Annotated in this window: 25 protein-coding genes and 1 other annotated feature; of the genes, 7 read left to right on the forward strand and 18 right to left on the reverse strand. The window is 45.3% G+C overall.

The features are described from left to right. Positions 1–197 precede the first annotated feature (197 nt). Positions 198–1,217 carry a flagellar motor protein MotB gene (locus BN1546_RS01120; RefSeq protein ID WP_255305244.1) on the forward strand — a complete coding sequence of 340 codons (1,020 nt, stop codon included), beginning with the start codon at positions 198–200 and terminating at the stop codon, positions 1,215–1,217. Positions 1,218–1,252: 35 nt separating this feature from the next. Here BN1546_RS01120 and BN1546_RS01125 read toward each other — a convergent pair whose 3' ends face one another. The 3 genes from BN1546_RS01125 to BN1546_RS01135 all read right to left on the reverse strand — a co-directional run bounded on the left by BN1546_RS01125 (position 1,253) and on the right by BN1546_RS01135 (position 3,844). Further along, on the reverse strand, positions 1,253–1,591 hold the full coding sequence (locus BN1546_RS01125) for a L,D-transpeptidase (protein ID WP_013370779.1): 339 nt from the start codon (positions 1,589–1,591) through the stop codon (positions 1,253–1,255). 82 nt (positions 1,592–1,673) lie between these two features. After that, on the reverse strand, positions 1,674–2,771 hold the full coding sequence (rsgA, locus tag BN1546_RS01130) for a ribosome small subunit-dependent GTPase A (RefSeq protein WP_090735427.1): 1,098 nt from the start codon (positions 2,769–2,771) through the stop codon (positions 1,674–1,676). A gap of 476 nt (positions 2,772–3,247) precedes the next feature. Continuing rightward, positions 3,248–3,844: a DUF2087 domain-containing protein gene (locus BN1546_RS01135; protein WP_090735430.1), complete on the reverse strand. Its 597-nt coding sequence runs from the start codon at positions 3,842–3,844 to the stop codon at positions 3,248–3,250. A 261-nt stretch (positions 3,845–4,105) separates the two neighbouring features. Between BN1546_RS01135 and BN1546_RS01140 the strand changes: the two genes are divergently transcribed. From BN1546_RS01140 to BN1546_RS01150, 3 genes are all read left to right on the forward strand, one after another. Continuing rightward, entirely contained in the window at positions 4,106–5,077 is a 972-nt protein-coding gene (locus BN1546_RS01140) for a YpdA family putative bacillithiol disulfide reductase (protein ID WP_090735432.1), read from the forward strand. A gap of 22 nt (positions 5,078–5,099) precedes the next feature. Then, positions 5,100–5,543 (forward strand): DUF441 domain-containing protein, encoded by a 444-nt coding sequence (locus tag BN1546_RS01145; protein WP_090735435.1) that lies wholly within the window; start codon positions 5,100–5,102, stop codon positions 5,541–5,543. Between the two features lie 139 nt (positions 5,544–5,682). Next, positions 5,683–6,195, forward strand: a complete 513-nt coding sequence (locus tag BN1546_RS01150; RefSeq protein WP_013370774.1) for a hypothetical protein — start codon at positions 5,683–5,685, stop codon at positions 6,193–6,195. A 132-nt stretch (positions 6,196–6,327) separates the two neighbouring features. Here the strand turns inward: BN1546_RS01150 and BN1546_RS01155 are convergent, their stop codons facing one another. Continuing rightward, positions 6,328–6,630 (reverse strand): HesB/YadR/YfhF family protein, encoded by a 303-nt coding sequence (locus BN1546_RS01155; protein WP_016821022.1) that lies wholly within the window; start codon positions 6,628–6,630, stop codon positions 6,328–6,330. A 586-nt stretch (positions 6,631–7,216) separates the two neighbouring features. On the opposite strand from BN1546_RS01155, the gene BN1546_RS01165 reads away from it, so the two are divergent. Both BN1546_RS01165 and BN1546_RS01170 read left to right on the forward strand, forming a co-directional pair. Further along, positions 7,217–8,974 (forward strand): ABC transporter ATP-binding protein, encoded by a 1,758-nt coding sequence (locus BN1546_RS01165; RefSeq protein WP_090735437.1) that lies wholly within the window; start codon positions 7,217–7,219, stop codon positions 8,972–8,974. After that, complete coding sequence (locus tag BN1546_RS01170; protein WP_090735439.1) at positions 8,974–11,064, forward strand: ABC transporter ATP-binding protein; 2,091 nt, start codon at positions 8,974–8,976, stop codon at positions 11,062–11,064. Before BN1546_RS01165 ends, BN1546_RS01170 begins: the two co-directional genes overlap by 1 nt. Positions 11,065–11,177: 113 nt before the next feature. Here BN1546_RS01170 and BN1546_RS01175 read toward each other — a convergent pair whose 3' ends face one another. From BN1546_RS01175 to BN1546_RS01185, 3 genes are all read right to left on the reverse strand, one after another. Next, a complete protein-coding gene (locus BN1546_RS01175; protein ID WP_090735442.1) occupies positions 11,178–12,146 on the reverse strand; it encodes an S-layer homology domain-containing protein in 969 nt (322 codons plus the stop codon). A gap of 277 nt (positions 12,147–12,423) precedes the next feature. Next, on the reverse strand, positions 12,424–14,148 hold the full coding sequence (argS, locus tag BN1546_RS01180; RefSeq protein ID WP_090735444.1) for an arginine--tRNA ligase: 1,725 nt from the start codon (positions 14,146–14,148) through the stop codon (positions 12,424–12,426). A gap of 59 nt (positions 14,149–14,207) precedes the next feature. Beyond that, positions 14,208–14,466, reverse strand: a binding site (T-box leader). Between the two features lie 77 nt (positions 14,467–14,543). After that, positions 14,544–14,873 carry a four-helix bundle copper-binding protein gene (locus BN1546_RS01185; RefSeq protein WP_016821017.1) on the reverse strand — a complete coding sequence of 110 codons (330 nt, stop codon included), beginning with the start codon at positions 14,871–14,873 and terminating at the stop codon, positions 14,544–14,546. A 263-nt stretch (positions 14,874–15,136) separates the two neighbouring features. Here BN1546_RS01185 and BN1546_RS01190 point away from each other — a divergent pair, with 263 nt between their 5' ends. Further along, positions 15,137–15,652, forward strand: coding sequence for a MogA/MoaB family molybdenum cofactor biosynthesis protein (locus BN1546_RS01190; protein WP_013370766.1), 516 nt, complete (start codon positions 15,137–15,139; stop codon positions 15,650–15,652). A gap of 64 nt (positions 15,653–15,716) precedes the next feature. Here the strand turns inward: BN1546_RS01190 and BN1546_RS01195 are convergent, their stop codons facing one another. The 11 genes from BN1546_RS01195 to BN1546_RS01245 form a co-directional block, all read right to left on the reverse strand. After that, positions 15,717–17,180, reverse strand: coding sequence for a nicotinate phosphoribosyltransferase (locus BN1546_RS01195; protein WP_025679787.1), 1,464 nt, complete (start codon positions 17,178–17,180; stop codon positions 15,717–15,719). 119 nt (positions 17,181–17,299) lie between these two features. Further along, positions 17,300–17,866 (reverse strand): cysteine hydrolase family protein, encoded by a 567-nt coding sequence (locus tag BN1546_RS01200; protein ID WP_025679786.1) that lies wholly within the window; start codon positions 17,864–17,866, stop codon positions 17,300–17,302. 67 nt (positions 17,867–17,933) lie between these two features. Next, positions 17,934–18,722: an NUDIX domain-containing protein gene (locus BN1546_RS01205; RefSeq protein WP_013370763.1), complete on the reverse strand. Its 789-nt coding sequence runs from the start codon at positions 18,720–18,722 to the stop codon at positions 17,934–17,936. Between the two features lie 65 nt (positions 18,723–18,787). Further along, positions 18,788–19,192 carry a PaaI family thioesterase gene (locus BN1546_RS01210; RefSeq protein WP_049825524.1) on the reverse strand — a complete coding sequence of 135 codons (405 nt, stop codon included), beginning with the start codon at positions 19,190–19,192 and terminating at the stop codon, positions 18,788–18,790. A 139-nt stretch (positions 19,193–19,331) separates the two neighbouring features. After that, positions 19,332–19,784: a YlbF/YmcA family competence regulator gene (locus BN1546_RS01215; protein WP_025679785.1), complete on the reverse strand. Its 453-nt coding sequence runs from the start codon at positions 19,782–19,784 to the stop codon at positions 19,332–19,334. A gap of 83 nt (positions 19,785–19,867) precedes the next feature. Continuing rightward, positions 19,868–21,421, reverse strand: a complete 1,554-nt coding sequence (miaB, locus tag BN1546_RS01220; RefSeq protein ID WP_025679783.1) for a tRNA (N6-isopentenyl adenosine(37)-C2)-methylthiotransferase MiaB — start codon at positions 21,419–21,421, stop codon at positions 19,868–19,870. A gap of 298 nt (positions 21,422–21,719) precedes the next feature. Further along, positions 21,720–22,292 carry a phosphate propanoyltransferase gene (gene pduL / locus BN1546_RS01225; RefSeq protein WP_016821010.1) on the reverse strand — a complete coding sequence of 191 codons (573 nt, stop codon included), beginning with the start codon at positions 22,290–22,292 and terminating at the stop codon, positions 21,720–21,722. A gap of 144 nt (positions 22,293–22,436) precedes the next feature. Then, the gene (locus tag BN1546_RS01230) at positions 22,437–23,522 is read right to left on the reverse strand and encodes a low temperature requirement protein A (RefSeq protein ID WP_090735447.1); all 1,086 of its coding nucleotides are present in this window, start codon (positions 23,520–23,522) and stop codon (positions 22,437–22,439) included. A 178-nt stretch (positions 23,523–23,700) separates the two neighbouring features. Beyond that, positions 23,701–24,768: a dipeptidase gene (locus BN1546_RS01235; RefSeq protein ID WP_090735449.1), complete on the reverse strand. Its 1,068-nt coding sequence runs from the start codon at positions 24,766–24,768 to the stop codon at positions 23,701–23,703. A gap of 117 nt (positions 24,769–24,885) precedes the next feature. Then, positions 24,886–25,146 (reverse strand): stage V sporulation protein S, encoded by a 261-nt coding sequence (locus BN1546_RS01240; protein WP_007430104.1) that lies wholly within the window; start codon positions 25,144–25,146, stop codon positions 24,886–24,888. Positions 25,147–25,275: 129 nt separating this feature from the next. After that, on the reverse strand, positions 25,276–26,070 hold the full coding sequence (locus BN1546_RS01245) for a TIGR00282 family metallophosphoesterase (RefSeq protein WP_043885929.1): 795 nt from the start codon (positions 26,068–26,070) through the stop codon (positions 25,276–25,278). Positions 26,071–26,127: the final 57 nt, after the last annotated feature.

Genomic DNA, 26,127 nt, shown 5'->3' on the forward strand with positions numbered 1-26,127 from the left:
CAGCAAGCTGCCCCTGCTTTTCAAGGGGATGGTCAGGCTATCCATTTTTAACCATTCCGCCTGTTTTTTAAACACGCACGCTCTGACTAGGATAAAGCAGGCAGGATTACATACCCTTTAAATAGGGTAAATACATAAAGTTTCGAAAGTTTTATTAGTTTAGCCTGGAAGCTACGGATAAGGAGCGAGCAAAAACCATGAATACGCACATGATGACCAAAATAAGCTGGAATCTTTTATGTATGTTCTTCATCCTAATTATGCTGGCTGCATGCAGCAGGGAGAAAGCCTCAACTCGAAGTATGGCCCAACACGAAGCTGAAGCACGTGCCTATACCGTAACAGGTAATCCGAACCAAGCTGCATCATCCCTTGATGAACGAGCCGCCAACGATGCACCTGTCCATCAGCAAGGCAGCAGCTATGTCGAAATATCAGGTGACGTAAGTATTGATAAAAATACAGTGAAGGTTACAGGACATTCCAACCTGCCTTCTGGAGCACGGATCAAAGGGAATCTTGCAGTCAAAAACTCTCTGTTAACCGGATACACGGACGAGGCAACTATTCAAAAGGACGGAAGTTTTGTACTCCAAGTGCACCGACCTGGTATACAGGGTAGTATGGATCTGACTGTTCTATTTCGCCCGGATGACCAAGACAAAGAAATACGAAATTTGTATGGTAGTGGTGGCAACAAATTAGAAGGCCCTTACGTATATCAATACGAAGAAAACGAACAACTTTTGCAAGAAATTCGGATAGGTGCTGAGTTTGATCCTGAACAAGATCGACACGTCCCTCTAATCAAGCCTGTCTGGAACAAACCAAAGGACTACGGTAGCCCTCAAGTGTGGATTAAGCCTGATGTGAAGCAGAAAGGAAATTATTATCATGTATATGCGCGCAGCAATTTGCTCGAGGGTTCGGACGTCAAGCTCACAATTGATTTTCCGGGACGATGGCAGTTTGGCTACGATGATCAAACCAAGGTCATGCCTGATGGTTCCTTCAGCATGAGGGTCAAAAAGCCGAGCCTTGCCAACCGCTACACCCTGGTCATAAGTTTCGAACCAAACGAAGATATGTGGACCAACGCCAAACAGGCTTACGGTACAAATGGAGAACGTCTTGCGGGATCTTTAGTTAAATCCGCAGACGACAAAGAGGGCTCCAATCGGATTGAAGCCCGTGTCCAAATTCAACCCAAATCGTAACTAGGCAGCCAAAGGAATCCTATATCGTCTAGACGTTATGGCTGTATCGTGACCGGCGTTCCTATACTTACCTTCTCCTGAAGCTCCAGCACATCCTTATTCTGCATTCGAATACAGCCATGTGACACCATCTGGCCAATGGACGATGGCTCATTGGTGCCGTGAATGCCATAATGCGGCTTGGACAGCCCCATCCAGAACGCTCCGAAAGGACCGCCCGGATTGGGCTGTTTGTTAATAATCGTAAACTGCCCATGCGGTGTCTGTGTAGCCACCTTCCCAATACCGACTGGATAACTAAGAACGATCTGACTTCCATCTTTTAAATATAGACGACGATCTGATAAATCCACCACAATGCTGTAGTTCGGCATATGTTCACCCCTTTACACCATATGCCGACTACCACATAGATTTTCTTATTTTTCTACAAATGATGTTACAAAACAGCTCGGCTTACCACTCCACATCACGTCGCCAACCGCTTCGCTGATCCTTACGGCCCGGAGTTGTACTTGAACGGCTATCCTTTCTACGTCGGTCTGCTTCCTTGCGTGCCTGATACTCTAATTCCCGCTGCATCTTGCGATAATTGTTCACTCTAGATTCTGATAATTCCCCTTTTTGGATAGCTTCCTCCACCGCACAGCCAGCTTCTCCCTTATGCTTACAATCGGCAAAACGACATTGCTGCGCGGTTTCCATAATATCGGCAAAGGTATGAGCTACACCCTTGGAATCATCCCACAGATTAAGCTCGCGCATCCCGGGTGTATCCAGCAAAACAGCTTGCTTTGCAATGGGAAAAAGCTGTCGGTGTGTGGTTGTATGCCTGCCTCGGCTGTCTTCCTCCCTCACACCCTGTGTCAGTTGAACTTCTGCTCCGGAAAGCCAGTTCACTATTGTGGATTTGCCACTACCAGAAGAGCCAGTCAAAGCAACCGTACAGCCAGGTTGAAGAAACGCTTCCAGCTGCTCTCTGCCTTCGTTCTGCAAAGCAGAAATAACGATAACAGGTACTCCAGGAGCAATTCCCTCCGTTTCAGCAACCCGCTGTTCGACATCGTCACAAAGGTCACTCTTACTCAACACGACAACCGGGTTTACGCCGCTATTCCAGGCCATTATTAAATACCGTTCTAATCTGCGCATATTAAAATCATGATTCAACGCATTAACAAGAAAAAGCGTATCTACATTGGTTGCGATGAGTTGCTCTTTCGTCTCAAAACCCGCGGCCTGTCTAGATATTTGGCTTTTGCGTGGCAAGACAGCATGGATTACTGCATCCGATACTTCGTCCGACGTGGTGATGGCCACCCAATCCCCTACAGCTGGCATTTCCGCTGGATCAACCATAGCATGCCTTAGCTTACCTGAAGCAGCTCCCCAGCGTTCCCCATCCATCGTAATAAGCTTCACCTTTTGCCCATAATCGGCAATCAAGCGGGCAGGACGTATCTGCGTGTTTCCTGCTCGTTCCTCATAGCTTTGCTTCCATTGGTCCCAAAAACCGTTCCAGTAATCAGACCAACCGTATTCGTGTATACTCATTATTTTCCTCCTGAAATTATGTTTAATTTTTCTGGATGTAACGTTACTCGATAGGTGTACATTTTCTCTCCGCAAGCAAACAACGCAAAAAATCCGCAGGGAAACCCCTGCGGAGGGTATACAGTTCAGGCGATGTGATCCGTTCGTTCACATATGCAAGCAGTCTTACATAGACCACTCCCAAAACCAACAAACGGATAACAAAACACTTGACCATAAAAAAATCCGCAGGGAACCACTCCCTGCGGATTTCGTTGGTTCTACTGTCCAACCAACTGCTGAGCAAAGACTATAGATCTAACAGTCTTTAGCCGTGCATCGTCCGTGCGGGAGACAAGTCATTCTGCTGCTGAACCCATCCACTCATGTTCGTACGCATATAACATCGCCTCCTCCTAAAATTTCCTTTATCATACAAGTCCATCAATTGTCTGTCAAGGCTGATTTCAAATATTTTAAACTATTTCAAGTTTCGTTTAACGCACTTGATCCCATCGTGTCCACATTTCACGCGGATTCAATTCGTACATTTCCCGCTCTCTGTACATAAACTGATGCATGATCAGTTCACGCCGAATCGTCGCAAAATCCTCATGGTATTGCTTGATCCATTCGTTTAGTTCACGTTCAGGATAGATGCGGCCTGGCTCCAGCTTTTCGGCGAGCATCTGAAGTACAATCAATTTTTTCTTATACTGAGCAGGAATTTGACGCAACTTGCCATCCTTGGCAAAAAAATTGCGTAAAACCGTTGCTTCCAACGTTTCATTCAGTTCGGACATATCTTCCTCTTCCTCTCCTTTTTCAAAGATAAAACGCACAGTCGCCTCGGCATGCTGCCGAATCAGCTCTGGATTCAGTGTAAAATACACCGTGTTTTTATCACGTCGTTCCTTAATTAACCCAACCTCACGGAGTTTGGAAGCATGATGCGTAACCGTAGGCTGTGATAGATTCAGCTTTTTCGCCAAAGCTTGGCCATGCATCTCCCCACAGGATAAAAGGAGTAATATTCGCATACGTGTCGGGTCCGCAAGTGCTTTATGATAATTGACCATTTTATCTAGTTGCATTGTAACTGCACCTCTTTTCACTACTACAGGTTTGCTAAGCAAGCGAATTCGCTTAATCTAAATAGATGTTCATCTAATTATATGTATGTTAAAAGTGTCTGTCAATTCTTCCCTCACATTATCTCTTTCTGAAAACGGCTGGATATTATGCACACATTACGGTAGGATTATTATTTGAAAACTTCTCACATACTGTGCTATTTGCATCAATTCTGAGATCCGTTTGACGAAATAAACCAATATAACTGGAGGTTCATCCAAATGCACGACGTAATCATTATCGGTGGCGGACCTTGCGGACTATCCGCTGCAATCGAATGCAGCCGCAGAGGTTTGCGAACGATCATTATTGAAAAAAGCAACATCGTTCACTCCATTTTTCTGTATCCGACAAATATGCAGTTTTTTAGCACCGCCGAACTATTGGAAATCGGTGATGTTCCGTTCAGCACTCCCAATGACAAGCCTTTTCGTCATGAAGCACTAGCGTACTATCGCAAAGTAGCCTCACATTATAACCTGGACATTCAGCATTATGAGGAGGCTCAATCCATTCAGCGGCAGGAAGACGGTACATTTACCGTACATACCCTAAGCAAACGGGAAATATCCAAGAGCTATTCGACACGCTATGTCGTAGTGGCTACGGGATATTTTGATCATCCGAACTATTTAGGCATTCCTGGGGAACAATTGGATAAAGTCACTCACTATTTTAGCGAAGCCCATCCCTATACAGGAACCCGGGTCGCAGTCATCGGCGGCAGCAACTCTGCAGTAGATGCAGCAATGGAATTGGTGCGGGTCGGGGCTACAATTGATATGGTTTATCGTCGCAACGAGTTGTCCCCATATATCAAACCTTGGGTTCGCCCATTGTTCGACAGTATGGTACAAAAAGGAAAGATCACGCTGCACTTAGGCGCACGCATTACCGAAATTCATCCAGACCATGTCATCGTCACTCCGATGAACGCAGAAGCGTTCCAGCTCGAAAACGATTTTGTACTGGCACTAACAGGATTTCACCCAGAACGAAAACTACTGGAGTCTGTCGGCGTCCACATGGCTGAGGACCTGGACAAACCTGAATTTAATCCAACCACGATGGAAACTAACATCCCAGGTATATATGTCGCCGGAGTTATCGCTTCAGGTAGCAATGCCAATGAAGTGTTTATTGAAACAGGGCGCTGGCACGGGCGTCAAATCGCCGAACATATCCAAGGTTAAACGATCGAAGGAGAACAACTGAATGGATTACAGCTCACTTATCTTACTGGTACTAGCCGGCCTTGGAATTATCAGTGGCAACTCAACCGTGACGATTGCTATGGTTGTACTACTACTGCTGCGGGTATCCAGCTTTCATACTGCTTTCCCCTGGCTTGAAAAGTATGGCCTAACGATCGGAATAATTATTTTGACGATTGGGGTCATGACCCCGCTAGCCAGCGGTAAAATCAGCATCAATCAGGTGACAGAGTCCTTCCTGCACTGGAAGTCCCTGCTCGCGATTGGTATCGGAATTCTGGTAGCCTACCTTGGCGGCCGCGGAGTAACTCTGATGTCCGGACAGCCTATTATTGTGACAGGTCTACTGATTGGGACCGTCATTGGCGTTGCCTTCTTTAAAGGGGTTCCGGTTGGACCTCTGATTGCTGCCGGGCTGCTCTCCTTATTAATCGGTCGCTCCTAAATTTCTAGACACAGGATTGAAAAGAGCCGTTCAACAAATATACAAATGAATGATAGCAATCTGCATATCTGGCTGAATTCAGTCCCGCTTTGTGTTATACTCATATCGCATAATTTGGTAAATGCAGGAGGCTTGACCGATGTCTCGACAATTTGTAACGGAAGCTGTAATGGTGGCTATATACGGCCAGTTACTTACATCTCCCGCCCCTGTGGAATATATAGTGCCCTACACATCACTGCTAGAGCTGTACGAATTCCAGGACAGCACAGAGCCTCTCATGGATAACCCTATGGACGATCAACATGTGAAGCGAAAGGTAAGTGAGCTAATCAGTTATTTTGAAGAACCGTTGAATCAGAAAAAAATTCGGCGTGCCCTTCAGATGCCTTGGGCGAAAAGCTTGCCTATCCTATTCGATGCCAATACATCACTCATTGTCATTAATGCAGTTGATACGGCGCATTACGGAGAATATTTTGATCCGATTGAAACCGAACTGGTGTTGACAGCTCAGCGTGAAGCATTACCCATCCTGACTGATCAATTAGACTGGATCCACCGCATTATCGAAGCTTCCGTACCTGTACATGTGTACGATATTGATGATTTTGATTTTGCAGTCGATGGTCCGATGTTTAACAACCCTTAACATACGACATCCTGCCCTAACCACAATAAAGCGGCGGAGTATCATGTGCAGGTTCATCTCCTGCCACACGATACTCCGCCGCTTTTCATGTCCATAAACCATTACTGGCACGCTATTTTTAACGTGGAGGCATTAAGCTTGTTCATCCTTTTCATAGGTGTAAATAATGTCGTCATGTTCCTCCAAATACTTCACTTCCAGATGATGGCCTTTCAGATACCAGTAATCCTGATCCTCCATATAAAACGTAATGCCAGCCGCTTCATGCTGTAATGCGGGGTGCTGCGGAGGCTCTACGGCAATTCCCAGAGAAAAGCCTGGATGCAACCCACCGCCGGAACTATAGCGAACAAAAAAACGGATGGAATCTCCACGATTCAAACCAAGCTCCTTAATGTACCACTGTGCCGCAGGTTCAGTTACCTGTATGCTCATGCGTTATGCTCATCTCCTTGTACAAATGACGTCTTGCCAACTATATCATAGCATCTTTTGGAATAACGACCAACCGTCTCTCCCCATGCGGCTTCCTGGACAAGTCATATACATTTTTTTGAAAAAGGTTTGACAATTCGCAAAAGAGGGTGTTAAGATTCAACCATACGAGATCCATTTTGAAATTTATTACCAATTTGAACGATAACTCATGTAAGAATGAACCCATTTTGAGGAAGAAAGGAGTGTTTCCGGTGCTAAAATTTATGATTGTATTTCACCCACATCTACAAACACAACAACTTCATACCGGAGCATCTCCCCTGTCGCATCCTTCAGAATTGGGCCATTCCTGTTGTATGGTTTAATACGAGTGGCTGCCTGCGTTTAAGCAGTTTTTCAGTGGCGAGTATGCTGAGAATACCTGCGCGCCATATGATATTGAGATTTAAGGCATATCGTCTGCGGACGGTATGCCTTTTTTGCGCCTGTTGCCGAATTATACTTGTGGCAGCAAGCCGCTGTTGTTTCTTCAAAATGGTACACAACTCTCGAATAAATTTGACATGAAAGGATGGGATTCCTCTTGTTTTCAGTACTCAAAAATTTAGGCTGGTTTTTTAAAAGAGAACGAAGCCGATACTCCATTGGATTGTTTTTGCTGATTGCGGTTGGCGTTTTGGAGCTCGCTCCACCTCGGCTGCTAGGCAGCGCCATTGATGAGATTGTACGTGGTTCGATTTCTTGGTCCTCGCTTTGGCGTTATATTTTGTACATCATAGGGATTCTTGCCATCATCTACTACATTACGTACATATGGATGCACAAGCTGTTTGGTGGTGCTAATCTGGTGGAGCGCCTATTGCGCACACGTTTTATGAATCATTTGCTGCGGATGACCCCTCCATTTTTTGAACGCAATCGTACAGGTGATCTGATGGCTCGTGCCACGAACGATCTTCGCTCTGTAGCAAGTACAGCAGGCTTCGGTATGTTGACATTAACAGACTCCACTGTCTACCTTACCGTTGTATTGGTTGCCATGGGCACCCTGATTAGCTGGAAGCTAACACTGGCGGCCATTCTGCCCCTTCCTTTTATTGCGCTGGCCATGAGTATTTACGGTAAAGCCGTACATGAGCGTTACACACTGGCACAGGATGCATTTGGCGATATGAACGACCAGGTGCTGGAGTCGGTGGCAGGTATCCGTGTCATTCGAGCTTATGTGCAAGAACGAATGGACGAAAAACGTTTTGCCGATATTACTGAGGATGTGTTTCGTAAAAACTTGGCAGTTGCGCGGATGGATGCTCTCTTTGAACCAACGATCCGTTTATGTGTAGGACTTAGCTACGTTATCGGTCTCGGGTATGGTATTTATCTGGTATTTCATAACGATATCACGCTAGGCGAACTAGTATCTTTTAACATGTATCTAGGAATGATGATCTGGCCGATGTTTGCTATTGGCGAGCTGATTAACATTATGCAGCGCGGTAGCGCTTCTCTGGACCGGGTCAATGAAACTCTCGACGTCCAGCCAGACGTTCAGAATGTAGCGCAACCTGTTCCAGTGGATCGTCCCGAATCCATCACCATGAAAGACGTGACTTTCCGTTATCCTACCTCCACGGTTGACAATCTGTCACATGTGAACCTGGAGCTCAAACGCGGAGAAACACTAGGTGTCGTTGGTCGAACAGGCAGCGGGAAGTCCACTTTGCTCAAACAGCTATTGCATGAATATCCGACTGGCAGTGGTGATATTTTAATTTCCGACACCCGGCTGGAGGACATTGCAGTAGAACAATTACACAGCTGGATTGGCTACGTGCCGCAAGAACAAATCTTGTTCTCCAAATCGGTGCGCGAGAACATTCAGTTCGGGAAGCCCGGGGCAGATGATGACGACATCATGGAAGCGATCCGTACGGCTGCCTTTGACCAAGATTTGGGTACCCTGTCCGATGGGCTGGATACACTGGTCGGAGAAAAAGGCATCGCCCTGTCCGGTGGTCAGAAGCAGCGTGTTTCGCTTGCGCGCGCCTTTATCGGTGATCCAGATATTCTAGTGCTCGACGATGCACTGTCAGCTGTAGATGCTCGCACGGAAACACGTATTATTGACAATATCCGGCATAAGCGCTCGGGTAAAACAACCTTGATCTCCACTCACCGTCTATCGGCTGTAGAGCATGCAGACCGGATCGTCGTGCTGGAGCAAGGACGCATTATTGAGGAAGGAACCCACAACGAGCTGCTTCAGGCTGACGGATGGTACCGACAACAATATGAACGGCAACAAGTGGAATCTGATCTGACCTCAGGGGAGGTATCCTAATGAAACCCAATATCGGCAAAAGACTGTTCCAGTATGCACTGACGAGCAAAGCGGGTTTTATTGCCGCTCTTATCGCCTTGGCTATTGGAGTAGCCGCCGAGCTGGCCGGTCCCTTCATCGCCAAAACGATGATTGACGACCATATGCTCGCTATTGAAAAACCATTTTATGAGACGACTAGTGTGGACGGCGCTGTAAGTTATGCTGGAACCCATTTTAAACGTGAAGATCGCTTTGAAGCCGGGGAGGCCAAAGGGCGCGAAGCGAGGATTTTACAAGTTGGCAAATCTTTTGTATTTGTCGCTGGCTCTGTCCAAGTAGCGGATGGTAACCGATCCTTTACGAACGGTACGTTGACCGTGACACGCGGCTCCGACACCTTTCATTACAAAGCCAAGGCTTTAACCGCTGATGAGCTGTATAGCTTTTATAAACCAGAAATGCCCGGCATCTTTCAGCTGATTGGGTGGTATTGCTTCTTTTTGGTCGTTTCGATTTTTGCCGAGTTCGGCAAAACATACTGGCTGCAATCCTCGGCGAACAAGGTCATTCAGAAGCTTCGACTTGATCTCTACGCACACATTCAGCGCTTGCCAGTTTACTTTTTTGATAACTTACCCGCAGGCAAGGTCGTATCCCGTGTTACGAATGACACGGAGGCAGTCAAAGATCTGTTTGTGGCTGTACTCTCCAACTTCACTTCAGGGATTGTAACGATGACAGGGGTATATGTTGCACTCTTTTTACTGGACTTCAGACTGGGTCTGATCTCTCTATTTATTGTACCGTTACTGATCTTATGGATCATATTGTACCGCAAGGTTGCAACCCGCTATAACACGATCATTCGGTCCAGACTCAGTGAGATTAATGCGATTATCAATGAATCCATTCAGGGGATGTCCATTATTCGCGTATTCCGGCATCAGAAACAAACACAGCAAGAGTTTGAAGAGTTGAATGATGACTATATGAAGCATCAGAATAAAATGCTGAATTTGAACGCTTTTACTTCGCATAATTTGGTCAACGTATTGAGAAACCTCGCCTTCGCTGTCGTGTTGTGGTATTTTGGATCTGCGGCGCTTGGCACTACAGGTAGTGCGATATCATTAGGGGTATTGTATGCCTTCGTCGATGTGTTGGGTCGATTGTTCCAACCTATTACAGGTATGGTCAACCAGCTCGCCGTACTGGATACTTCCATCGTATCCTCAGGACGTGTATTTGAATTGATGGACGAAACTGGAGAGCCGGTGACAGACGGTACTATGCCGCGTTACAAAGGCCAGGTAGAATTTAACGACGTTTCCTTTGCCTACAAAAAGGATGATGTGCTTAAGCATATTTCCTTTACAGCACAGCCTGGTCAAACGGTTGCCCTTGTCGGGCATACCGGATCAGGTAAGAGTTCGATTATCAACCTGCTATTCCGGTTCTATGATCCGCAAAAAGGGACGATCACCATTGACGGAACGCCTGTCAAAAATATTCCTAAGCAATGGCTTCGCCATCATATGGGTATTGTTCTTCAAGATCCATATTTGTTCACAGGTACGGTAGCCTCTAATGTCAGTCTCGGCGACAGCAGAATTACGAGAGAACAGGTGAATAAAGCGCTGCATGACGTTGGAGCCGACAAACTGTTAGCCCATTTGCCCCAAGGATTTGATGAGCCTGTTATTGAAAAAGGCAGTACCTTATCCGCCGGGCAACGCCAGCTTATTTCGTTTGCTCGTGCGTTAGCCTTTGATCCTGCCATTTTAATTCTGGATGAAGCTACCGCCAACATTGATACCGAAACGGAAGCACTCATCCAATCTGCTCTTGAGGTGCTCAAAAAGGGACGTACGACCTTTATCATTGCCCACCGTTTGTCCACCATTCGTAGTGCAGACCAAATTTTGGTGCTGCATCGGGGTGAAATTGTTGAACGGGGTAGTCATGACGAGCTTATGGCCCAAGGCGGACGTTACTTCCAAATGTATCAACTCCAGTCAGGAACGGTTGCAGCAGAATCTGCGTCTTCCTCAGCTACACATCCTGTGCAAAATGACTTGCTTACAGGCAAAGTCGCATTTAAAGCTTAAATAATACTAGAGCTTGGGCTTACAATTAACATTTAGCAAGAAAAAGCCAGCGGTCTCCATTCTTATGGAAACTCGCTGGCTTTATTTTATATATTGACATATGGCTTAAAGTTTTATTTAGCTACAGACGTGCCTGTTCCTGTGGGCGGAAGCACGGTTCCATCGACTGCTTTGAGCGTAACCTTATACTTACTGTCTACCAATGTACTGGTGTGGGTATCCGTAATGACTTGAATATTCATTTCCCCCGGTTTTGGACTAGTCAGCTTGTAGTAAATGACAGCATTCGTATCATCTACGTAGTCGATGTGATCCACTTCAATACCGTATCCTGGGTTAGGTGCCTGCAGACGGGTGATGGTCACTTTGTTCTGCTGATCATTCGCCTTCTCTATGTTCATACTAATATTGGTTTGTTGGACCGGATCTACAGGCTCAGCTGGATTTTCCGGAGTGACTTGCACCGGTTTATGACTTTGTACAAACTCGGATGCATGGTAGACCATTTCTGCTGCCTCCATCCGTGTTACTTTACGATCCGGGTTAAAGTTGCTCCCCTCGTCCAATTTTGCAATTTTGGTCAACAGGAGAAATTGCACTGCTTCGTTCGACTCTTGGTCTAATTTTTTGCCATCTGCTACATTAATCAACATACGAACAGTAGGATATTCACCCGTTGCACTCACGGCTTTATACAGAATATTCGCGAATTGTTCCCTTGTCATACGGGTGCTCGGATCAATATCCGGTGACAGAGGGATTTGGTGCTGGACTGCAATCCGGTAGGAATCGGCATACCATGCGGAAGCCGGAATGTTTGCAAAGGAGCCCGTTGTGAAATCAGGCATAACCTGAAGATCCATTCCACGAACAACCAAGTGTACTCCTTGTGCATACGTGAGTGTTTGATCTGGTGCAAACTTATCCTTGGTTATCCCTTGGATAATTCCTTTGTTCTGAAGTGAACTTACGATCTTCTCCTGCTCAGCTCCCTTTATATCTCTAAAAGCAGAAGCCGACGTAGCCACAGCCAATGAACAGACGACAAGCAGCGCAGCTGCCACGCTTTTATTTTTAATCATGAGATACACCTCCATGTTTACTTTGCTTCTATACTTACGGACGCAATAAAACCATCAAATGTTTCAAATATGCCAAATTGGTTGCAAAACAATGGAATACCTTAGCTATTAGTGTAACCCGTCTTGCTCTTTTCTGCTCACCATATCCATGCAAACCCAAAAGTGTCTATGACAGTTTTCCTTTTGCAGCACCTTTTAGAGAAAAAGAGCTGACTCGCAGTAATTTAGCTAGCAAAAGCAGCAGTGTACCTAACAAAAAATACCCACTTGTGGTAGCTTACATCCGATTAGGAGCTTTCAATCCAAGAAGTCGCAGTGTACTTGCCAGCATATCCGCAGTCTGTTCCGCCAACTGAAGGCGCCATTGTCCGCCATCGACAATTCTTTCCTTAGCGTAAAAACGGTTAAACGCCTGTGCCGTATCTAACGCAAATCTCGCAATAACGGAAGGTTCCAGTTGCCTAGCAGCACGTATTAGCTGTCCGTGATAGCGATCCAACTGCTTAAGCAGCGCCCAGCCTGCGTCACCCAGCATTTCATCCGAAACGATATTCAAATCAGGAGAATGCCCGTCTTGGGCAAGGACGTTGTCACTGGAATTAGAATCAACATCAGAGCGGGCGCGAGCTTTCTCCAAAAGACTGCGTATGCGCGCATGAGTATACTGCACATAAGGGCCAGTCTCACCTTCAAAGGTCAGTGCCTCCTCTAACGAAAAATCCACTTCATTCAGACGGTTATTTTTTAAATCGCCAAAAATAATCGCTCCGATGCCAACGTGTTCAGCTATTGCCTGTTGCTCCAGCAAATTGGGATTTTTCTCCGTAATGATGGCTTGAGCACGCGCTACAGCTTCATCCAGCACTTCCTCCAGTTTCACCACCTTGCCGCGTCTTGTGGACATTTTTTTGCCTGCAAACCGCATTAAACCAAACGGTACATGCTCACATTGCTCTGCCCATGTCTCCCCTGCATGCTTCAGCACCGCAAATACCTGTTGGAAATGTAACTTCTGTTCCCCGCCAACGACGTACAGCAGGCGATCAGCCTTCATCACTTCATGACGATAAATCGCTGTTGCCAGATCACGGGTGGGATAAATGGTAGTCCCATCTTTTTTCAAAATAAGACACGGCGGCAGTTGCTCGTCTTCCAGACGAACCACAAGTGCTCCATCACTTTCTTCCAGCAGTCCTTTTGTTCTTAATTGGGCAACAACTGCCTGCATCTTATCATTGTAAAAACTTTCCCCCAACACATGGTCAAACGAAATGTTAAGACGTTGGTACATACGGTCAAATTCACCCAGACTGACTTCAACAAAAAACTCCCACAGTTGTTGAGCCTCAGTATCCCCCTGCTCCAAACGTCGGAACCACTCGCGGCCTTCATCCTCCAAAGACGGATCATGCTCGGCCTCCTGATGAAAACGGACATATAGCTTCAACGATTCCCCGATCGGATCATGTTGTAGCTGCTCCTCATTGCCCCATCTTTTATAGGCCGCAATTTGCTTGCCAAATTGTGTTCCCCAATCCCCTAGATGATTCACACTAATCGGCACATATCCGGTTTCACCAAGTATGCGATACAAGGCGGCACCAATAACAGTAGAGCGAAGATGACCGATACCAAATGGTTTGGCAATATTAGGCGAGGACATATCAATCACTACTCGCTGTCCATATCCGATATTGGGCTTGAGAAACTCAGCCTTGCTCAATTCAGCAAGCATCGATGGAATATGAACAGATCGATCCAATGTAATATTTACATAGGCACCCGATGCTGAAGCAGTTAGACCCGCTTCACGGCTTACTAGCTCTGCCAATTCCATTGCAATATGCTGTGGAGACTTTCGAATTTTTTTAGCCAGCACAAAACAGGGAAACGCCACATCTCCCCATTCAGGCTGCGGAGGCACCTCGAATAAAGATAAAACTTCTTTCTCCTCCAAGCCCGTATGAGCTACAATAGCTTGGGTAGCAATCATCAACAACATGTTCCTCTCTCCTTCTTTTTATAAGATCTAACAAAAAAAGCCCTCGCCTCTTGATATAATCAAGAGACGAGAACTTCGATATCCCGCGGTACCACTCTTCGTAAATCGGTTGTATAGCTAAAGCTAGCTTACACAAAATCGCGATTTCACTCCATTGACAAATAACTGTGTCTGCCGGGCTGATCTACTAGAAGCTCTTATCGTTGGATCAACCGTCTCCCGGGTGCGCTTCACATCGGATTTCATACCGGCTTCCACCTTTTCCGGCTCGCTGTAATGATACGGTTCCGTTGCTACTCTCCCGTTCCTTGACGTTAATTCCCACCATTATACAAACCTATTTAGTAGAAAGCAACCTTTTATTCCCTCTTCAGGGACTAGTTCTGTATATGTAATTACACTGCCACCAATTGGCGACAGGCCTCAACACAATGACGGCAGGCTTCTGCACAATGTTTGCAATGATTATGGGAATGCTTGCTGCATTCAGCAGCACATACCTCACAGGCTTTGGCACATAGCTCACAGATTTCCTCGGCAAAATCCGTTCCGCGCTGCAACATTTGAGCAGCAAACCCACATATCTCTGCGCATTCCCTACTCACTCGAATACATTCACGCAGCATAGCTAGATCATATTCCTTCAAACTTGCTACATAGCATACATTGCAAGCGTTCATACATTCCAGGCAAGCATCCACGCATTTTTGGTATGAATGATTCATAATACATTACCTCCCAGTTGTTGATCCTGCTGTACTATTACCCGCTGAACCTTGAAATTAATCATTTGATGTTCGCGCTTTCAACAAAATAAACCCAGAAAATCCCGACTTATGTAAGGAAGTGTACTATATTCCAAGGTGTAAGCGCAAGGATATTAATCACATAACTTTTTATTCTTCGTTTCTGACTTGCATCCAGTCTGTCATTCCTCTATTGTAAAAAAAGAGTATGCTTAACCACTGATCAAGGAGTGAACATTGTAATGAATATAACATCTGTAGAGGAGCACCGACAGGAATCTCCGCAACAGGTTAACTGCATGGTCGTGACCGTCTCGGATACACGTACCATGGAAACCGATACTGGGGGACGACTGCTCAAGGAACTACTAGAAACGAATGGGTACAAGGTTGTTCGATATGTTATCGTCAAGGACGACTATGAAGGAATCCGGCAGTTGGTAGCCGAAGCTGCGGCACATGAGGACATCGAGGCTGTACTTTTAACAGGTGGTACTGGCATCTCTCCGCGTGATACTACATATGAAGCCGTCTCCTCTCTACTGGATAAGGAACTACCTGGGTTTGGAGAAATCTTCCGTTACTTAAGCTTTGCTGAGGACATTGGATCAGCAGCTATATTAAGCCGGGCTGTAGCGGGCACTGTGGGCCAGACAGCTGTGTTTTCTATGCCTGGTTCCCGCGGAGCCGTTCGTTTGGCAATGGAACGCATTATTGTCCCTGAGCTGCGTCATGTAATGAGAGAAATTTATAAATAAGCTCCTATTTACACATTGCAGATACAAAAAAGGCACCCATACATAGATGAGGTGCCTCTTCACATTATTCCTTTTCTTCAACTTCGGGCTGCATGTAGCTGTCAATCAGCTTTTGCTTCAGCTCCCATACCTTCTCACTAAGATTTACGCGATAAATTTCAGGGTTCAGCTTCCGCAAATATTCTGGCCAAAACAGTTTCAACTGTGATGCATGATAGGCACGAATTTCATCCAGTTCAGGAAGCTCGTATACCTTCTGCCCATTTACAAAAATAGGTTCAAGCATCGGTACAGCTTCGTAATTTTCTACATACTTCTTCATATATGGATGCAAAGGGTTAAACAGCTTCAGGCGCTTACCATTACGCGGACGTTCTTCATCCGGGAAAGAAATGTAATCAGCTACAGCTCTCCCTTTCTTCTTATCCACAATGCGGTATACATCCTTTTTACCTGGTGTAGATACTTTTTCCGGGTTACCCGAGATCTTAATCGTCGGCAACATTTCACCGTCCACTTCCCGCTCAACCAGCTTGTACACTCCGCCCAGTGAAGGTTGATCTGAAGCTGTAATCAGCTGTGTTCCTACACCCCACACATCAATACGTGCACCTTGGGCTTTTAGATTAAAAATCGTATTTTCATCCAAATCGTTGGAAGCTACAATTTGTACGTAATCCAAACCTTCAGCATCCAGCATTTCCCGTGCCTGAATAGATAGATAAGCCAAATCACCGCTATCCAAACGGATGGCATTCATACGCTTGCCTTGACTCTCCAGCATCTTTGCTGTCCGAATCGCATGGGGAACACCGCTCTCCAGCGTGTCAAAGGTATCTACCAGTAGCGTAACCTGATCTGGCAAAACCTTCGCATACACGTCGAACGCCTCTTGCTCCGTCATAAAGGTTTGTACCCATGAATGGGCATGTGTCCCTTTTGTCGGAATCCCAAAGTGTTCGCCTGCCAGCATATTAGAAGTCGCATCGAAACCTGCAACATAAGCAGCACGTGCTCCCCAAATAGCTGCATCTGCCTCCTGCGCACGTCGTGTGCCAAATTCGAGCAGTGTATCGTCACTTGCCACCTGTTTGATACGTGATGCTTTTGTCGCAATGAGTGTCTGGTAATTCATAAAATTCAACAATGCCGTCTCGACAAGCTGCGTTTCCATAATGGTTCCTTCAACACGTACCAGAGGCTCATTCGGAAAAACAAGCGCTCCTTCCTTCATCGAGTGGACCGTTCCGCCAAACTTAAACTGGCGCAATGCCTCCATGAACATGGGATCGTACTTTTCCTCCTGCTCTGACAGATAGCGAATGTCCTCTTCTGTAAACCGCAAGTTTGAAATGTAATTCACAATGCGTTCCAGACCAGCAAACACGGCATATCCATTGCCAAAAGGAAGCTTACGAAAATACGCCTCGAACACAGCTTTACGTTGGTGACTTCCGTTCACCCAATGGGCGTACATCATATTAATCTGATATTTATCTGTATGTAATGCGAGGCTTGTTGACTTCATCGTATCATCCTCTCTGACTGTCCCTGGATTAGTGACGGCATACCGTCTTATCTGCCCAGATTCAGCAATATCCGGCTCTAATTTGTTATCGGACATTGGTGCACAATCGTTCAGTTATTTTACTTCTTCTGGAGCAAAAGCGTATCTTCAGCCGACCGTACCGTGGCTCCAAGACTTCCCTCAAAATGGCCCAAAGCCCAATCATGTCCCGCCTGATTAAAGCTCGCCACAGCGTCCTTGTATACGGTAATAGCAAAACCTTTGTTGTAAGCATCTACAGCTGTATGCAGCACACATATATCTGTACACACACCAATCAAATGAACTTCCAGAATCCCGCGTTCGCGCAACCTGAGTTCCAGATCCGTACCAGCAAAAGCACTGTACCGTGTTTTATCCAACCAATAGATACGATCACTTTGTTGCTTATAAAGGCTATGGAGTTTACCATACAATTGTCGTCCGTTGGTTCCACGTATATTATGTGGAGGAAACAGCTTACTCTCCGGGTGATAGAGGTCGTTCTCCTCATGTAAATCCACAGCCATGACAACAAAGTCCCCTTGATCCACGTAGGCCTGCGTAATAGCTGTGATCCGTTCATCTAGCTCAATTGCAGGTTGCCCCACAGGCAGACTACCGTCCACAAAATCTTTCGTGTAATCAATAACAATCAGTGCCTTCATCGTACAGTCAGCTCCTTATCATCAAAGTGAGGTTGTACGCTCTATGCGTGACCTATTCCAATAAAAGTTACGTATAGATAGATAAACGCGGTACTCTATCACTAAAGCGATACAACTGGGCCGGTCTTTGTGAATATTGATTGGAACTGAGCGGTTTGCCATTCTCATCCCGCACCTCTTCCAGTATTCCCTGTCTGCTACGAGTCGATGTTATTTTGCGAATAAAATTCGGCTCTTCGAAATCCGGTACGACGCTCTGAATCACCTGATACAATTCACCCAGTGTAAAATGTGGTGGTAAAAACTGCTTGGCTATCGTTGTCTGAAGCATCTGCAACTGAATTTTGCGATAAGCATCAACTATGATATCCCGGTGATCGAACGCCAGCTCCAATTCCTCCAACGCTTCTCTGATCGTAAATAACCCAACCTCAGAAGCATCATCAGCCGCCTGACGCTGCTCTAGCATCCATTCCTCTACCAGTGCAAAAAACGCATGCGATATAATCCACCCACGCGGATCACGACCTGGTCCACTATATACGCCCAAATACTCCAGATGCCCGCCATCTACACCCGTTTCCTCTAACAGTTCCCGCTTGGCCGCTCCATATATGGATTCATCTTCTTGACAAAACCCTCCAGGCAACGCCCAGCGTCCCGCAAACGGCCAACTACGGCGCTTGATGAGCATTACTTTCAGCTCACGAATCGGCAATGTTTTTGTTACCGTCTTGCGCTCACGCTTCGTTAAAGTAAACATTACGATATCCGCCGGAGCACCATCCGGGGTACGGTATTTCTTAATGTTATAAGACGCCTTCTGCGCCTCTTCGTTTATACGATTGCTATCCATTGGCATCACCATATTATATCGTTTTGATAAATTCATTATGACATAATAAAAAATTTTGTCAAGCGTCAGGCCTTGCCTGAATCACTTGCTTGTTGACGCAATACTCGGAAGGTTGCTGTAGCTGTACAACCGAGCGTACCTTCACTATCCCTCACTTCTGCCTGAGTGGTTATGGTGCGGCCTGCCTGATGAACAATCCGTGCCTTAACCTCCAGCCGTCCTTGTCTCATGGCTGACAAGAAATGAACGTTCAGATTCGTTGTTACACATGAATCCATATTTCGTGAAGCCATACTGACCATCCCCATCGCCTGATCCATCAAAGTTGTGAGCACCCCCCCATGTACAATCCCCATCACATTGGTATGGTGTTGTTTGGCCTCCAAAGCGATATGTACCTCGTTAGCATCAGCTGTAATCAGCTCACATCCTAAGTACTCCCAAAAAGTATTTTCTTCACCCTCTAGCATCTTACGCAACTTACCATTCCCTCGCTTTCATCCCATCTATGATGTCGCAATTCTTTTGGTATCTCATGAACATTTACAATGAGTAATTGCTTTCGAAAAAAAGGCGTGGAAGCTAAGCCTCCACACCATAAATCTTATTCTAGTCACTGCAATTCGAGGAGGAAGTAGTCTTTCCCTCTTCTACGTTCACCTTTTCAGCAACCGTATCACGGATGGCCGTGATCACCATCTGCAGCAGCTCATTAATTTCTACCTGACTCTGCTGAAACTCCGTTACAATTGGAATACCGTCAAGCTCCTCCTGTAGCTCTTGAAGTTCAGCCTCTATTTTGGCAATCATTTTTTGATTTTTTAAAGATTCAAATGCTACGATTTCCTTTTGCTTCTTCTTCATCGTTGCAATCAGTTGCTGGATGCGCTCATGATCCTGAATCTTTTCTTCTGCTTTCCGAAACACCTGTACTTCCTCACTGCTGCCCAGAATACCCGCCAACTCTTTGGCCTTTGCCAATATCATATCGCGATTGACCAAATGATCATGCTGGCGCGCCGCCGATTGAAGTTCTGTTTGTTGCAACCGCTCCTCTGTCATTGTCCATCGCTCCTTTTTTCACTTAGATGGTCTTGCATGCAGCCCTTTAATCAGACCGCATGCAGGCCGCTAGACTATTCTTTTTATCCGTTAACCGCTACTGGCGTTTGAACCAAGTCACCTTTAATGTAGAAGGTCATAGGCTCTGTAATTTTTACTTGGACAAAGGAACCAATCAGGTCCTTAGAACCTTCAAAATGAACCAGCTTATTGGAACGAGTCCGACCAGCAAGCACTTTGCTGTCATTTTTACTCTCGCCTTCCACCAGCACTTCAACCACCTCGCCACGCAATCGACTATTAAAGCGAAGGCTGTTTTGATTCACAGCAATGTTCAGACGCCGGAGACGCTCTTTTTTGACCGACATAGGCACATTATCTTCCATCGAAGCCGCTGGCGTGCCTTCACGTGGTGAATAAATAAATGTGTAGGCAAAGTCATAGCCCACTTCACGCACCAGAGATAGTGTATCTTCGAACTGTTCGTCTGTTTCACCCGGGAAACCTACGATAATATCTGTTGTCAGAGAAACATGCGGAACAGCCGCTTTTATCTTCGCTGCCAGCTCCAAAACACGCTCACGAGTATATTTTCGGTTCATTTTCTTCAATATATCCGTATTACCGGATTGTACAGGCAGATGAATATGCTCCACCAGATTGCCGCCCTTACCAAGCACTTCAACCAAATGGTCGTCAAAATCACGCGGATGTGAGGTCGTAAAACGTACACGCGGAATATTGATTTTGCGCATATCATCCATCAGATCCCCGAATCTGTAATTCATATCTTTTAAATCCTTGCCATAGGCATTGACATTCTGACCCAGCAGGGTAATCTCTTTAAATCCTTGACGGGCCAAATCCCGTACCTCAGCAATAACATCCTCTGGCCGACGACTTCTTTCCTTACCACGTGTGAAAGGAACGATGCAATAAGTGCAAAACTTATCACAGCCATACATGATGTTTACCCAAGCCCGCATACCCTCACGCTTCTTCGGCAGGTTTTCGATAATGTCGCCCTCCTTGGACCACACTTCAACCACCATTTCTTTGCTAAAGAGGGCTTCCTTGACAAGCTGAGGCAAACGATGAATATTATGGGTACCAAAGATCATATCAACAAAACCGTGTTTTTGCATAATCCGGTTCACAACATTCTCTTCCTGCGACATGCAGCCACACACACCGAGCAGCAGTCCCGGCTTTTCTGTTTTGAGATGCTTGAGGTGACCCAGCTCACCAAACACTTTATCTTCTGCATTTTCACGGATAGCGCAAGTGTTCAGTAAAATGATATCTGCTTCCTTCCGATCCTCGGTTGCCTGGTAGCCCATTTGCTCCAGCAAGCCTTTGATTGTTTCAGAATCATGCTCATTCATCTGGCAACCGAATGTATATACGATATAATGCTTGCCCTCACCGATATGCTTTAGCTCGTCCGGGACTGCGTTATCATACAATACCTGGACGTCCTCTTTACCACGCTGCTTTTCTTTCCTATGGTTTGGCTCCGCCATAATGTTGATTTCACGTCCACGAATACGAATCTTCTTGCTATGCTCATCTTCAGAAATAATCTTCGCATCCGAGAAATCAAAATATTTGGAGTAATCTTTTGTTTCCTTAGCCATTCCCTGGTCACTCCTTACACCATCTATTTCACGAGCTCATTTGTGATTTTACTGTATCTTTAGGCATTGGTTATTTTATTTTAGCTCCAAAAAAACCTTTAAAAAAGGCATTACACTAAATTATAGCATGATTTATAGGCCATAGCCATAGATCATCCCCGGATACGATTCGAATGCAGTGTGATGCTAAAGTTTTTTTATGTTTATAGGTAAGGATTTGTGTATGTAGAGCATATAAAAAAAGTCCGACTCTTTTGCAAGAATCGGACTTTTACAACTTGTGTATCAAATACGTGTATTAGTCTACGATTTCAGCAGTGTCACCGTTTTTCACACCGGCTCCGTTCGCTTCATCCGTGTCAATATGCATATCCAAAGCAAAAGAATCGGACACACGTGCAAGAACATTTTCAAATACAAGGCCACGTTCGCCGCCTACACGTACTTTCAGCAACTGCTTGTCTTTAATGTCCCACTTAGCTGCATCAGAAGTATGGAAATGAATATGACGGGCTGCTACAATAACGCCCTCTTGCAGTTCCACTTCTCCAGCTGGTCCTTTTACTGTAATTCCTGGTGTACCATCAATGCTACCGGATTCGCGTACAGGTGCCTTTACACCAATAGCAAAGGAATCTGTGCGAGAGATTTCCAGTTGAGAAGCGGGACGAGCAGGTCCCAAAATGCGAACCTTATCAAATTGGCCCTTAGGACCAATTACAGCTACCGTTTCATTTGCAGCAAATTGTCCTGGTTGGGACAAAGGTTTAAATTCAGTCAATTGATAGCCTGCTCCGAACAAAATTTCAATATGCTCTTGAGTCAGGTGAATATGACGGGCGGAAACGCCGACAGGTACGATTTTAGTCATCGTGTGGTCACTCCTTTTTCTCTATACAATACTTTACACATCTATGTTATTATACTCCTATTTCGACAAGAAAGAAAAGGATAGCACATAAAGTTCCCTTTTTCGCCCTAACCAGCCAGACATATCGTCCCTATAAAACTTGGATCAAACCGTCATTTTAGCAAACAGGAGAAAGAAAAGCATGATCTCAGCTACGATGAGATGAGGAACTACAATAAATATATTCAGAATAAACAGGACACAGAGAATTCCAGTTAAGAAAAGAATGACTCTGAGACGAGGTTTAAGGTGACTTAATCTGTACTGATGGAATACCAGCAAAACTGACAAAAAATAAAGCAAAACAGAAGCAAAAGTAAAGCAAAGTACAAAAGTATAGGCTGCTTGCCCCAAAAATAAGAGCTGTATGGAAGCTGCAAGCATGCTAAGAGAAAGATAAATAAACAAATGACCATAAATAATAGTCTGTCCTGCTGTTTGTTTTGATTTGTCCACACGCTTCTCTATATTCTCAAAATATTGCCACCAGATTGCAATGACCAGCACAAATGTCAAAGCAGCAAATACAATGGAGGAAACTGTGAAATGATCAGATTGTAAAACAGAAAGTATACTTATCACTGATTCTCCAAGCAGGATTAAAGTAAACTGTGCAAATCGCTCCAAAAGATGCTCTGTATGGATAGGTGTGATCACCAGCTTTTTACGACCGATCAAAGGAACGAGGATATCAACCGCAATGCCAGTATATAAAATCAAATATCGAACCCACGAGTCGAAGAAAAGGGAGCAGCTAGAGATGACTATCCCAACCCAAAGATAGGTTCCAAAAAAACGAGCTGTTTCCTGTTTATGAGCTGTTTCTTTGGGGGCCGTAAGTAGATATTGAACGACGGTCAAACCTCTTAAACCAATATAGCCAACAAAAAAAGATACATAATACGCATCAAAATCTACATTCAAACTGGCAGTCATGATTAACACAAAAAATAATTGCAGGATCATAAACATTCGATGCGTTATACTGTCTTGACCAAAACGATTGTTATAGACAGTTTGCCCCACCCATGCCCACCAGATCGGAATAAAAATCAAAATAAACTTCTCTAAATTATGCCAACCAACACTGCCATGCTCAACATGTAGTAAAACATGAGTCGCCTTGGACACAGCTGCTACAAACAATAAATCATAAAAGAGTTCAAGCCAGGTAACCTTTTTTATCAACATGATGTGACGGAGCTCCCCTTTAGTATGGCGGTATAGCATGGTGCTGTCAGGCTCGCTCCTACATATATCCAATTTCGGAAAGCGTTATTTTAGCACCATGCAATCCTCGGATGCTCCAATTATTTCGTAATCGTTCTCGCTTTGTCAAGAAAATGCTCAGCCGAAAACAACTGCTATTTTAAGAAGACATTTTAGATGGCAGATTCGTTCGCAAATAGTCCAGTGCATGTTCTCCCAGCCATCCCTTGACCAGCTCCTCAGAGTAATGCTTCAGCAGTAGTTCTGCAAAAGCCTGATATTTCCCCGCATGCTCCAGTCCTCGCACATGGGCCTCGATACCGTCAAAATCAGAGCCAAACATCAAATGTCTTTCGCCACCCAATGAACAAATGTGATCAATGTGCGGTAGCAGGTCCTCAGCGTGCACTGTACCCTGCTCTTTCAGAAACATCGTGACAAAGGTCAACCCAATTCGTCCGTTACGGGCGATCAGTGCCCGAATCTGTTCATCTCGCAAGTTGCGGGGATGAGCACATTTCGCAAAGGCGTTCGAATGCGAGGCGATGGGCGGTAAGGCCGCCTCCTCCATCACTTCCCAAAAGCCTTGTACGGACAAGTGTGATACATCTAGCAGCAGTCCCATACTATTACAGCGATGAACCAAATCACGTCCCTTGCGGGTCAAGCCGCCTTCTCTAAGCTCCATAATACCGTCAGCAGCCCAATTTGCATAATTCCATGTCAGACCGATCAATCGTATTCCCATGGCATAGCATACATCCGCATAAAACGGATTTCCTTCCAGCGCATCTACCCCTTCGAGTGAGAGTAACGCCCAAGGTGGCTCTGTACGATTCGTCCCACTCTCATACCCATTCGTCATCTTCCCTGCTTGCTTCTCTTCGCCTGTATGCTGTACTTGCTCCTCTTGACGTATAGCGGACGTATTTTTGAGTGCTGCCAAGTCCTCTCTCCACAGTAGAGGTTTTAACCCGCCTGAGCTAGAGGTAATATGCTGCCTGAACAGTTCAATTTGACGAACCACATGCTCAAATCTTGGCGTGCCCAATACCTGTGATATATAAATAGCGAACGTTTGCAATCTTACGTTGCCTTCTAGCAAACGCTCTTTTGTGACATCAAGTGATGAATGACTGAAATCCACCTGCGAATCGAGCTGCATTTTACATAACACATCACAGTGCAGGTCAACAACTGGCCAATTCGCTTCAAACTTATCATTCATGCACCATACCTCCATTGGATTAAAGCTCACAAATTTATTTTGAAAACATAATAACTAAACCACAAAGCAAAAAAGCCCGTTTACAAAACGTAAACAGGCTCAGGCAACTTCCATTTATTATCTTGGTTCTACAATCAATTTGATTGCAGTCCGATCTTCTCCGTCAATAACAATGTCTGTAAAAGCAGGAATACAAATCAAATCCACTCCGCTTGGTGCGACAAATCCCCGGGCAATGGCTACCGCTTTAATGGCTTGGTTTAGTGCACCCGCTCCAATCGCCTGTAATTCTGCATTTCCGCGTTCACGCAGTACTCCTGCGAGTGCGCCTGCAACTGAATTGGGATTGGATTTTGCTGATACTTTTAATACATCCATAGTAAGTACCTCCCCTGGGAATGATGATGGTTTGATTCCACTATTAGATGTTATTCGAGGGTCAGCAAAAAATTCCTGCTTTTTGGTGACAGTTTTCCTTATTCTTTCCTTAAGTAGCTCACAAAAAACTTAATCCATCCGCCATTCATCTTCTTTAAGTCTGATTTTCTCAATTTTGCGAGCTTTTCCATCGTGATCATTGAGTTCTACGCTAATGGCGTGAAAGTGCCATTTGCCCATGTCCACTTGGAAGCGTACTGGAAGCTGGGTCTGGAATTTTTGTAACACAGCCTCTTTCTGCATACCAAGCACGCCCTCATAAGGACCTACCATTCCCGCATCTGTCTGATACGCAGTTCCTTGTGGTAAAATCGTATCGTCATTACTCTGTACGTGTGTATGTGTCCCTACCACGATGGATGCACGTCCATCCAGATGCCAACCCATAGCAATTTTTTCGGAGGTGGCTTCAGCGTGAAAGTCTACTAGAATATGTTTATGCTTTTTGCGGAGCTCGTCTACAATGTCATCCGCTGCACGAAATGGACAGTCAATAGCCGGCAAGAAGGTTCTACCTTGCAGATTAACAATGGCTAGTTCCTTCCCCCCACCTTTTACCACAGTATAACCCCGGCCTGGTGTACCTGGTGGAAAGTTAGCGGGACGGATGATCCGCGGCTCATCATCTATAAAATCAAATATTTCCTTATTGTCCCATGTATGATTCCCCATCGTAATCCCATGAACGCCCCAATCAAAAAATTCTCTGGCGATGGCTTGAGTAATCCCTCTTCCCGAAGCTGCATTTTCTCCGTTCACGATAATAACATGCGGGTTGTATTTTGATTTTAGCAAAGGGAGATTCTCCCTCAGTGCCTTTCTACCTACACTGCCGACGATGTCTCCAATAAATAATACGTTGATAGAAAACCCTCCCTAGTCTGCCTTACATAATGAAAAGTGGCCCTACAAGCAGCGGCC

Origin of the sequence: Paenibacillus sp. Mc5Re-14 (genome assembly GCF_001049835.1) — a bacterium.
Lineage (GTDB): Bacteria > Bacillota > Bacilli > Paenibacillales > Paenibacillaceae > Paenibacillus > Paenibacillus polymyxa_C.

Excerpts from the sequence above, each read along its gene's own strand:
- BN1546_RS01175 (WP_090735442.1), bottom strand. The coding sequence starts at position 12,146 with ATGATTAAAAATAAAAGCGTGGCAGCTGCGCTGCTTGTCGTCTGTTCA.
- BN1546_RS01230 (WP_090735447.1), bottom strand. The coding sequence starts at position 23,522 with ATGTTGATAAAAAAGGTTACCTGGCTTGAACTCTTTTATGATTTATTG.
- BN1546_RS01210 (WP_049825524.1), bottom strand. The coding sequence starts at position 19,192 with ATGCTAGAGGGTGAAGAAAATACTTTTTGGGAGTACTTAGGATGTGAG.
- BN1546_RS01135 (WP_090735430.1), bottom strand. The coding sequence starts at position 3,844 with ATGCAACTAGATAAAATGGTCAATTATCATAAAGCACTTGCGGACCCG.
- BN1546_RS01140 (WP_090735432.1), top strand. The coding sequence starts at position 4,106 with ATGCACGACGTAATCATTATCGGTGGCGGACCTTGCGGACTATCCGCT.
- BN1546_RS01120 (WP_255305244.1), top strand. The coding sequence starts at position 198 with ATGAATACGCACATGATGACCAAAATAAGCTGGAATCTTTTATGTATG.
- BN1546_RS01205 (WP_013370763.1), bottom strand. The coding sequence starts at position 18,722 with ATGGATAGCAATCGTATAAACGAAGAGGCGCAGAAGGCGTCTTATAAC.
- BN1546_RS01195 (WP_025679787.1), bottom strand. The coding sequence starts at position 17,180 with ATGAAGTCAACAAGCCTCGCATTACATACAGATAAATATCAGATTAAT.
- miaB (WP_025679783.1), bottom strand. The coding sequence starts at position 21,421 with ATGGCTAAGGAAACAAAAGATTACTCCAAATATTTTGATTTCTCGGAT.
- BN1546_RS01145 (WP_090735435.1), top strand. The coding sequence starts at position 5,100 with ATGGATTACAGCTCACTTATCTTACTGGTACTAGCCGGCCTTGGAATT.
- BN1546_RS01190 (WP_013370766.1), top strand. The coding sequence starts at position 15,137 with ATGAATATAACATCTGTAGAGGAGCACCGACAGGAATCTCCGCAACAG.
- pduL (WP_016821010.1), bottom strand. The coding sequence starts at position 22,292 with ATGACTAAAATCGTACCTGTCGGCGTTTCCGCCCGTCATATTCACCTG.
- BN1546_RS01170 (WP_090735439.1), top strand. The coding sequence starts at position 8,974 with ATGAAACCCAATATCGGCAAAAGACTGTTCCAGTATGCACTGACGAGC.
- BN1546_RS01185 (WP_016821017.1), bottom strand. The coding sequence starts at position 14,873 with ATGAATCATTCATACCAAAAATGCGTGGATGCTTGCCTGGAATGTATG.
- BN1546_RS01155 (WP_016821022.1), bottom strand. The coding sequence starts at position 6,630 with ATGAGCATACAGGTAACTGAACCTGCGGCACAGTGGTACATTAAGGAG.
- BN1546_RS01240 (WP_007430104.1), bottom strand. The coding sequence starts at position 25,146 with ATGGATGTATTAAAAGTATCAGCAAAATCCAATCCCAATTCAGTTGCA.
- argS (WP_090735444.1), bottom strand. The coding sequence starts at position 14,148 with ATGTTGTTGATGATTGCTACCCAAGCTATTGTAGCTCATACGGGCTTG.
- BN1546_RS01150 (WP_013370774.1), top strand. The coding sequence starts at position 5,683 with ATGTCTCGACAATTTGTAACGGAAGCTGTAATGGTGGCTATATACGGC.
- BN1546_RS01200 (WP_025679786.1), bottom strand. The coding sequence starts at position 17,866 with ATGAAGGCACTGATTGTTATTGATTACACGAAAGATTTTGTGGACGGT.
- BN1546_RS01235 (WP_090735449.1), bottom strand. The coding sequence starts at position 24,768 with ATGAATGATAAGTTTGAAGCGAATTGGCCAGTTGTTGACCTGCACTGT.
- BN1546_RS01125 (WP_013370779.1), bottom strand. The coding sequence starts at position 1,591 with ATGCCGAACTACAGCATTGTGGTGGATTTATCAGATCGTCGTCTATAT.
- rsgA (WP_090735427.1), bottom strand. The coding sequence starts at position 2,771 with ATGAGTATACACGAATACGGTTGGTCTGATTACTGGAACGGTTTTTGG.
- BN1546_RS01215 (WP_025679785.1), bottom strand. The coding sequence starts at position 19,784 with ATGACAGAGGAGCGGTTGCAACAAACAGAACTTCAATCGGCGGCGCGC.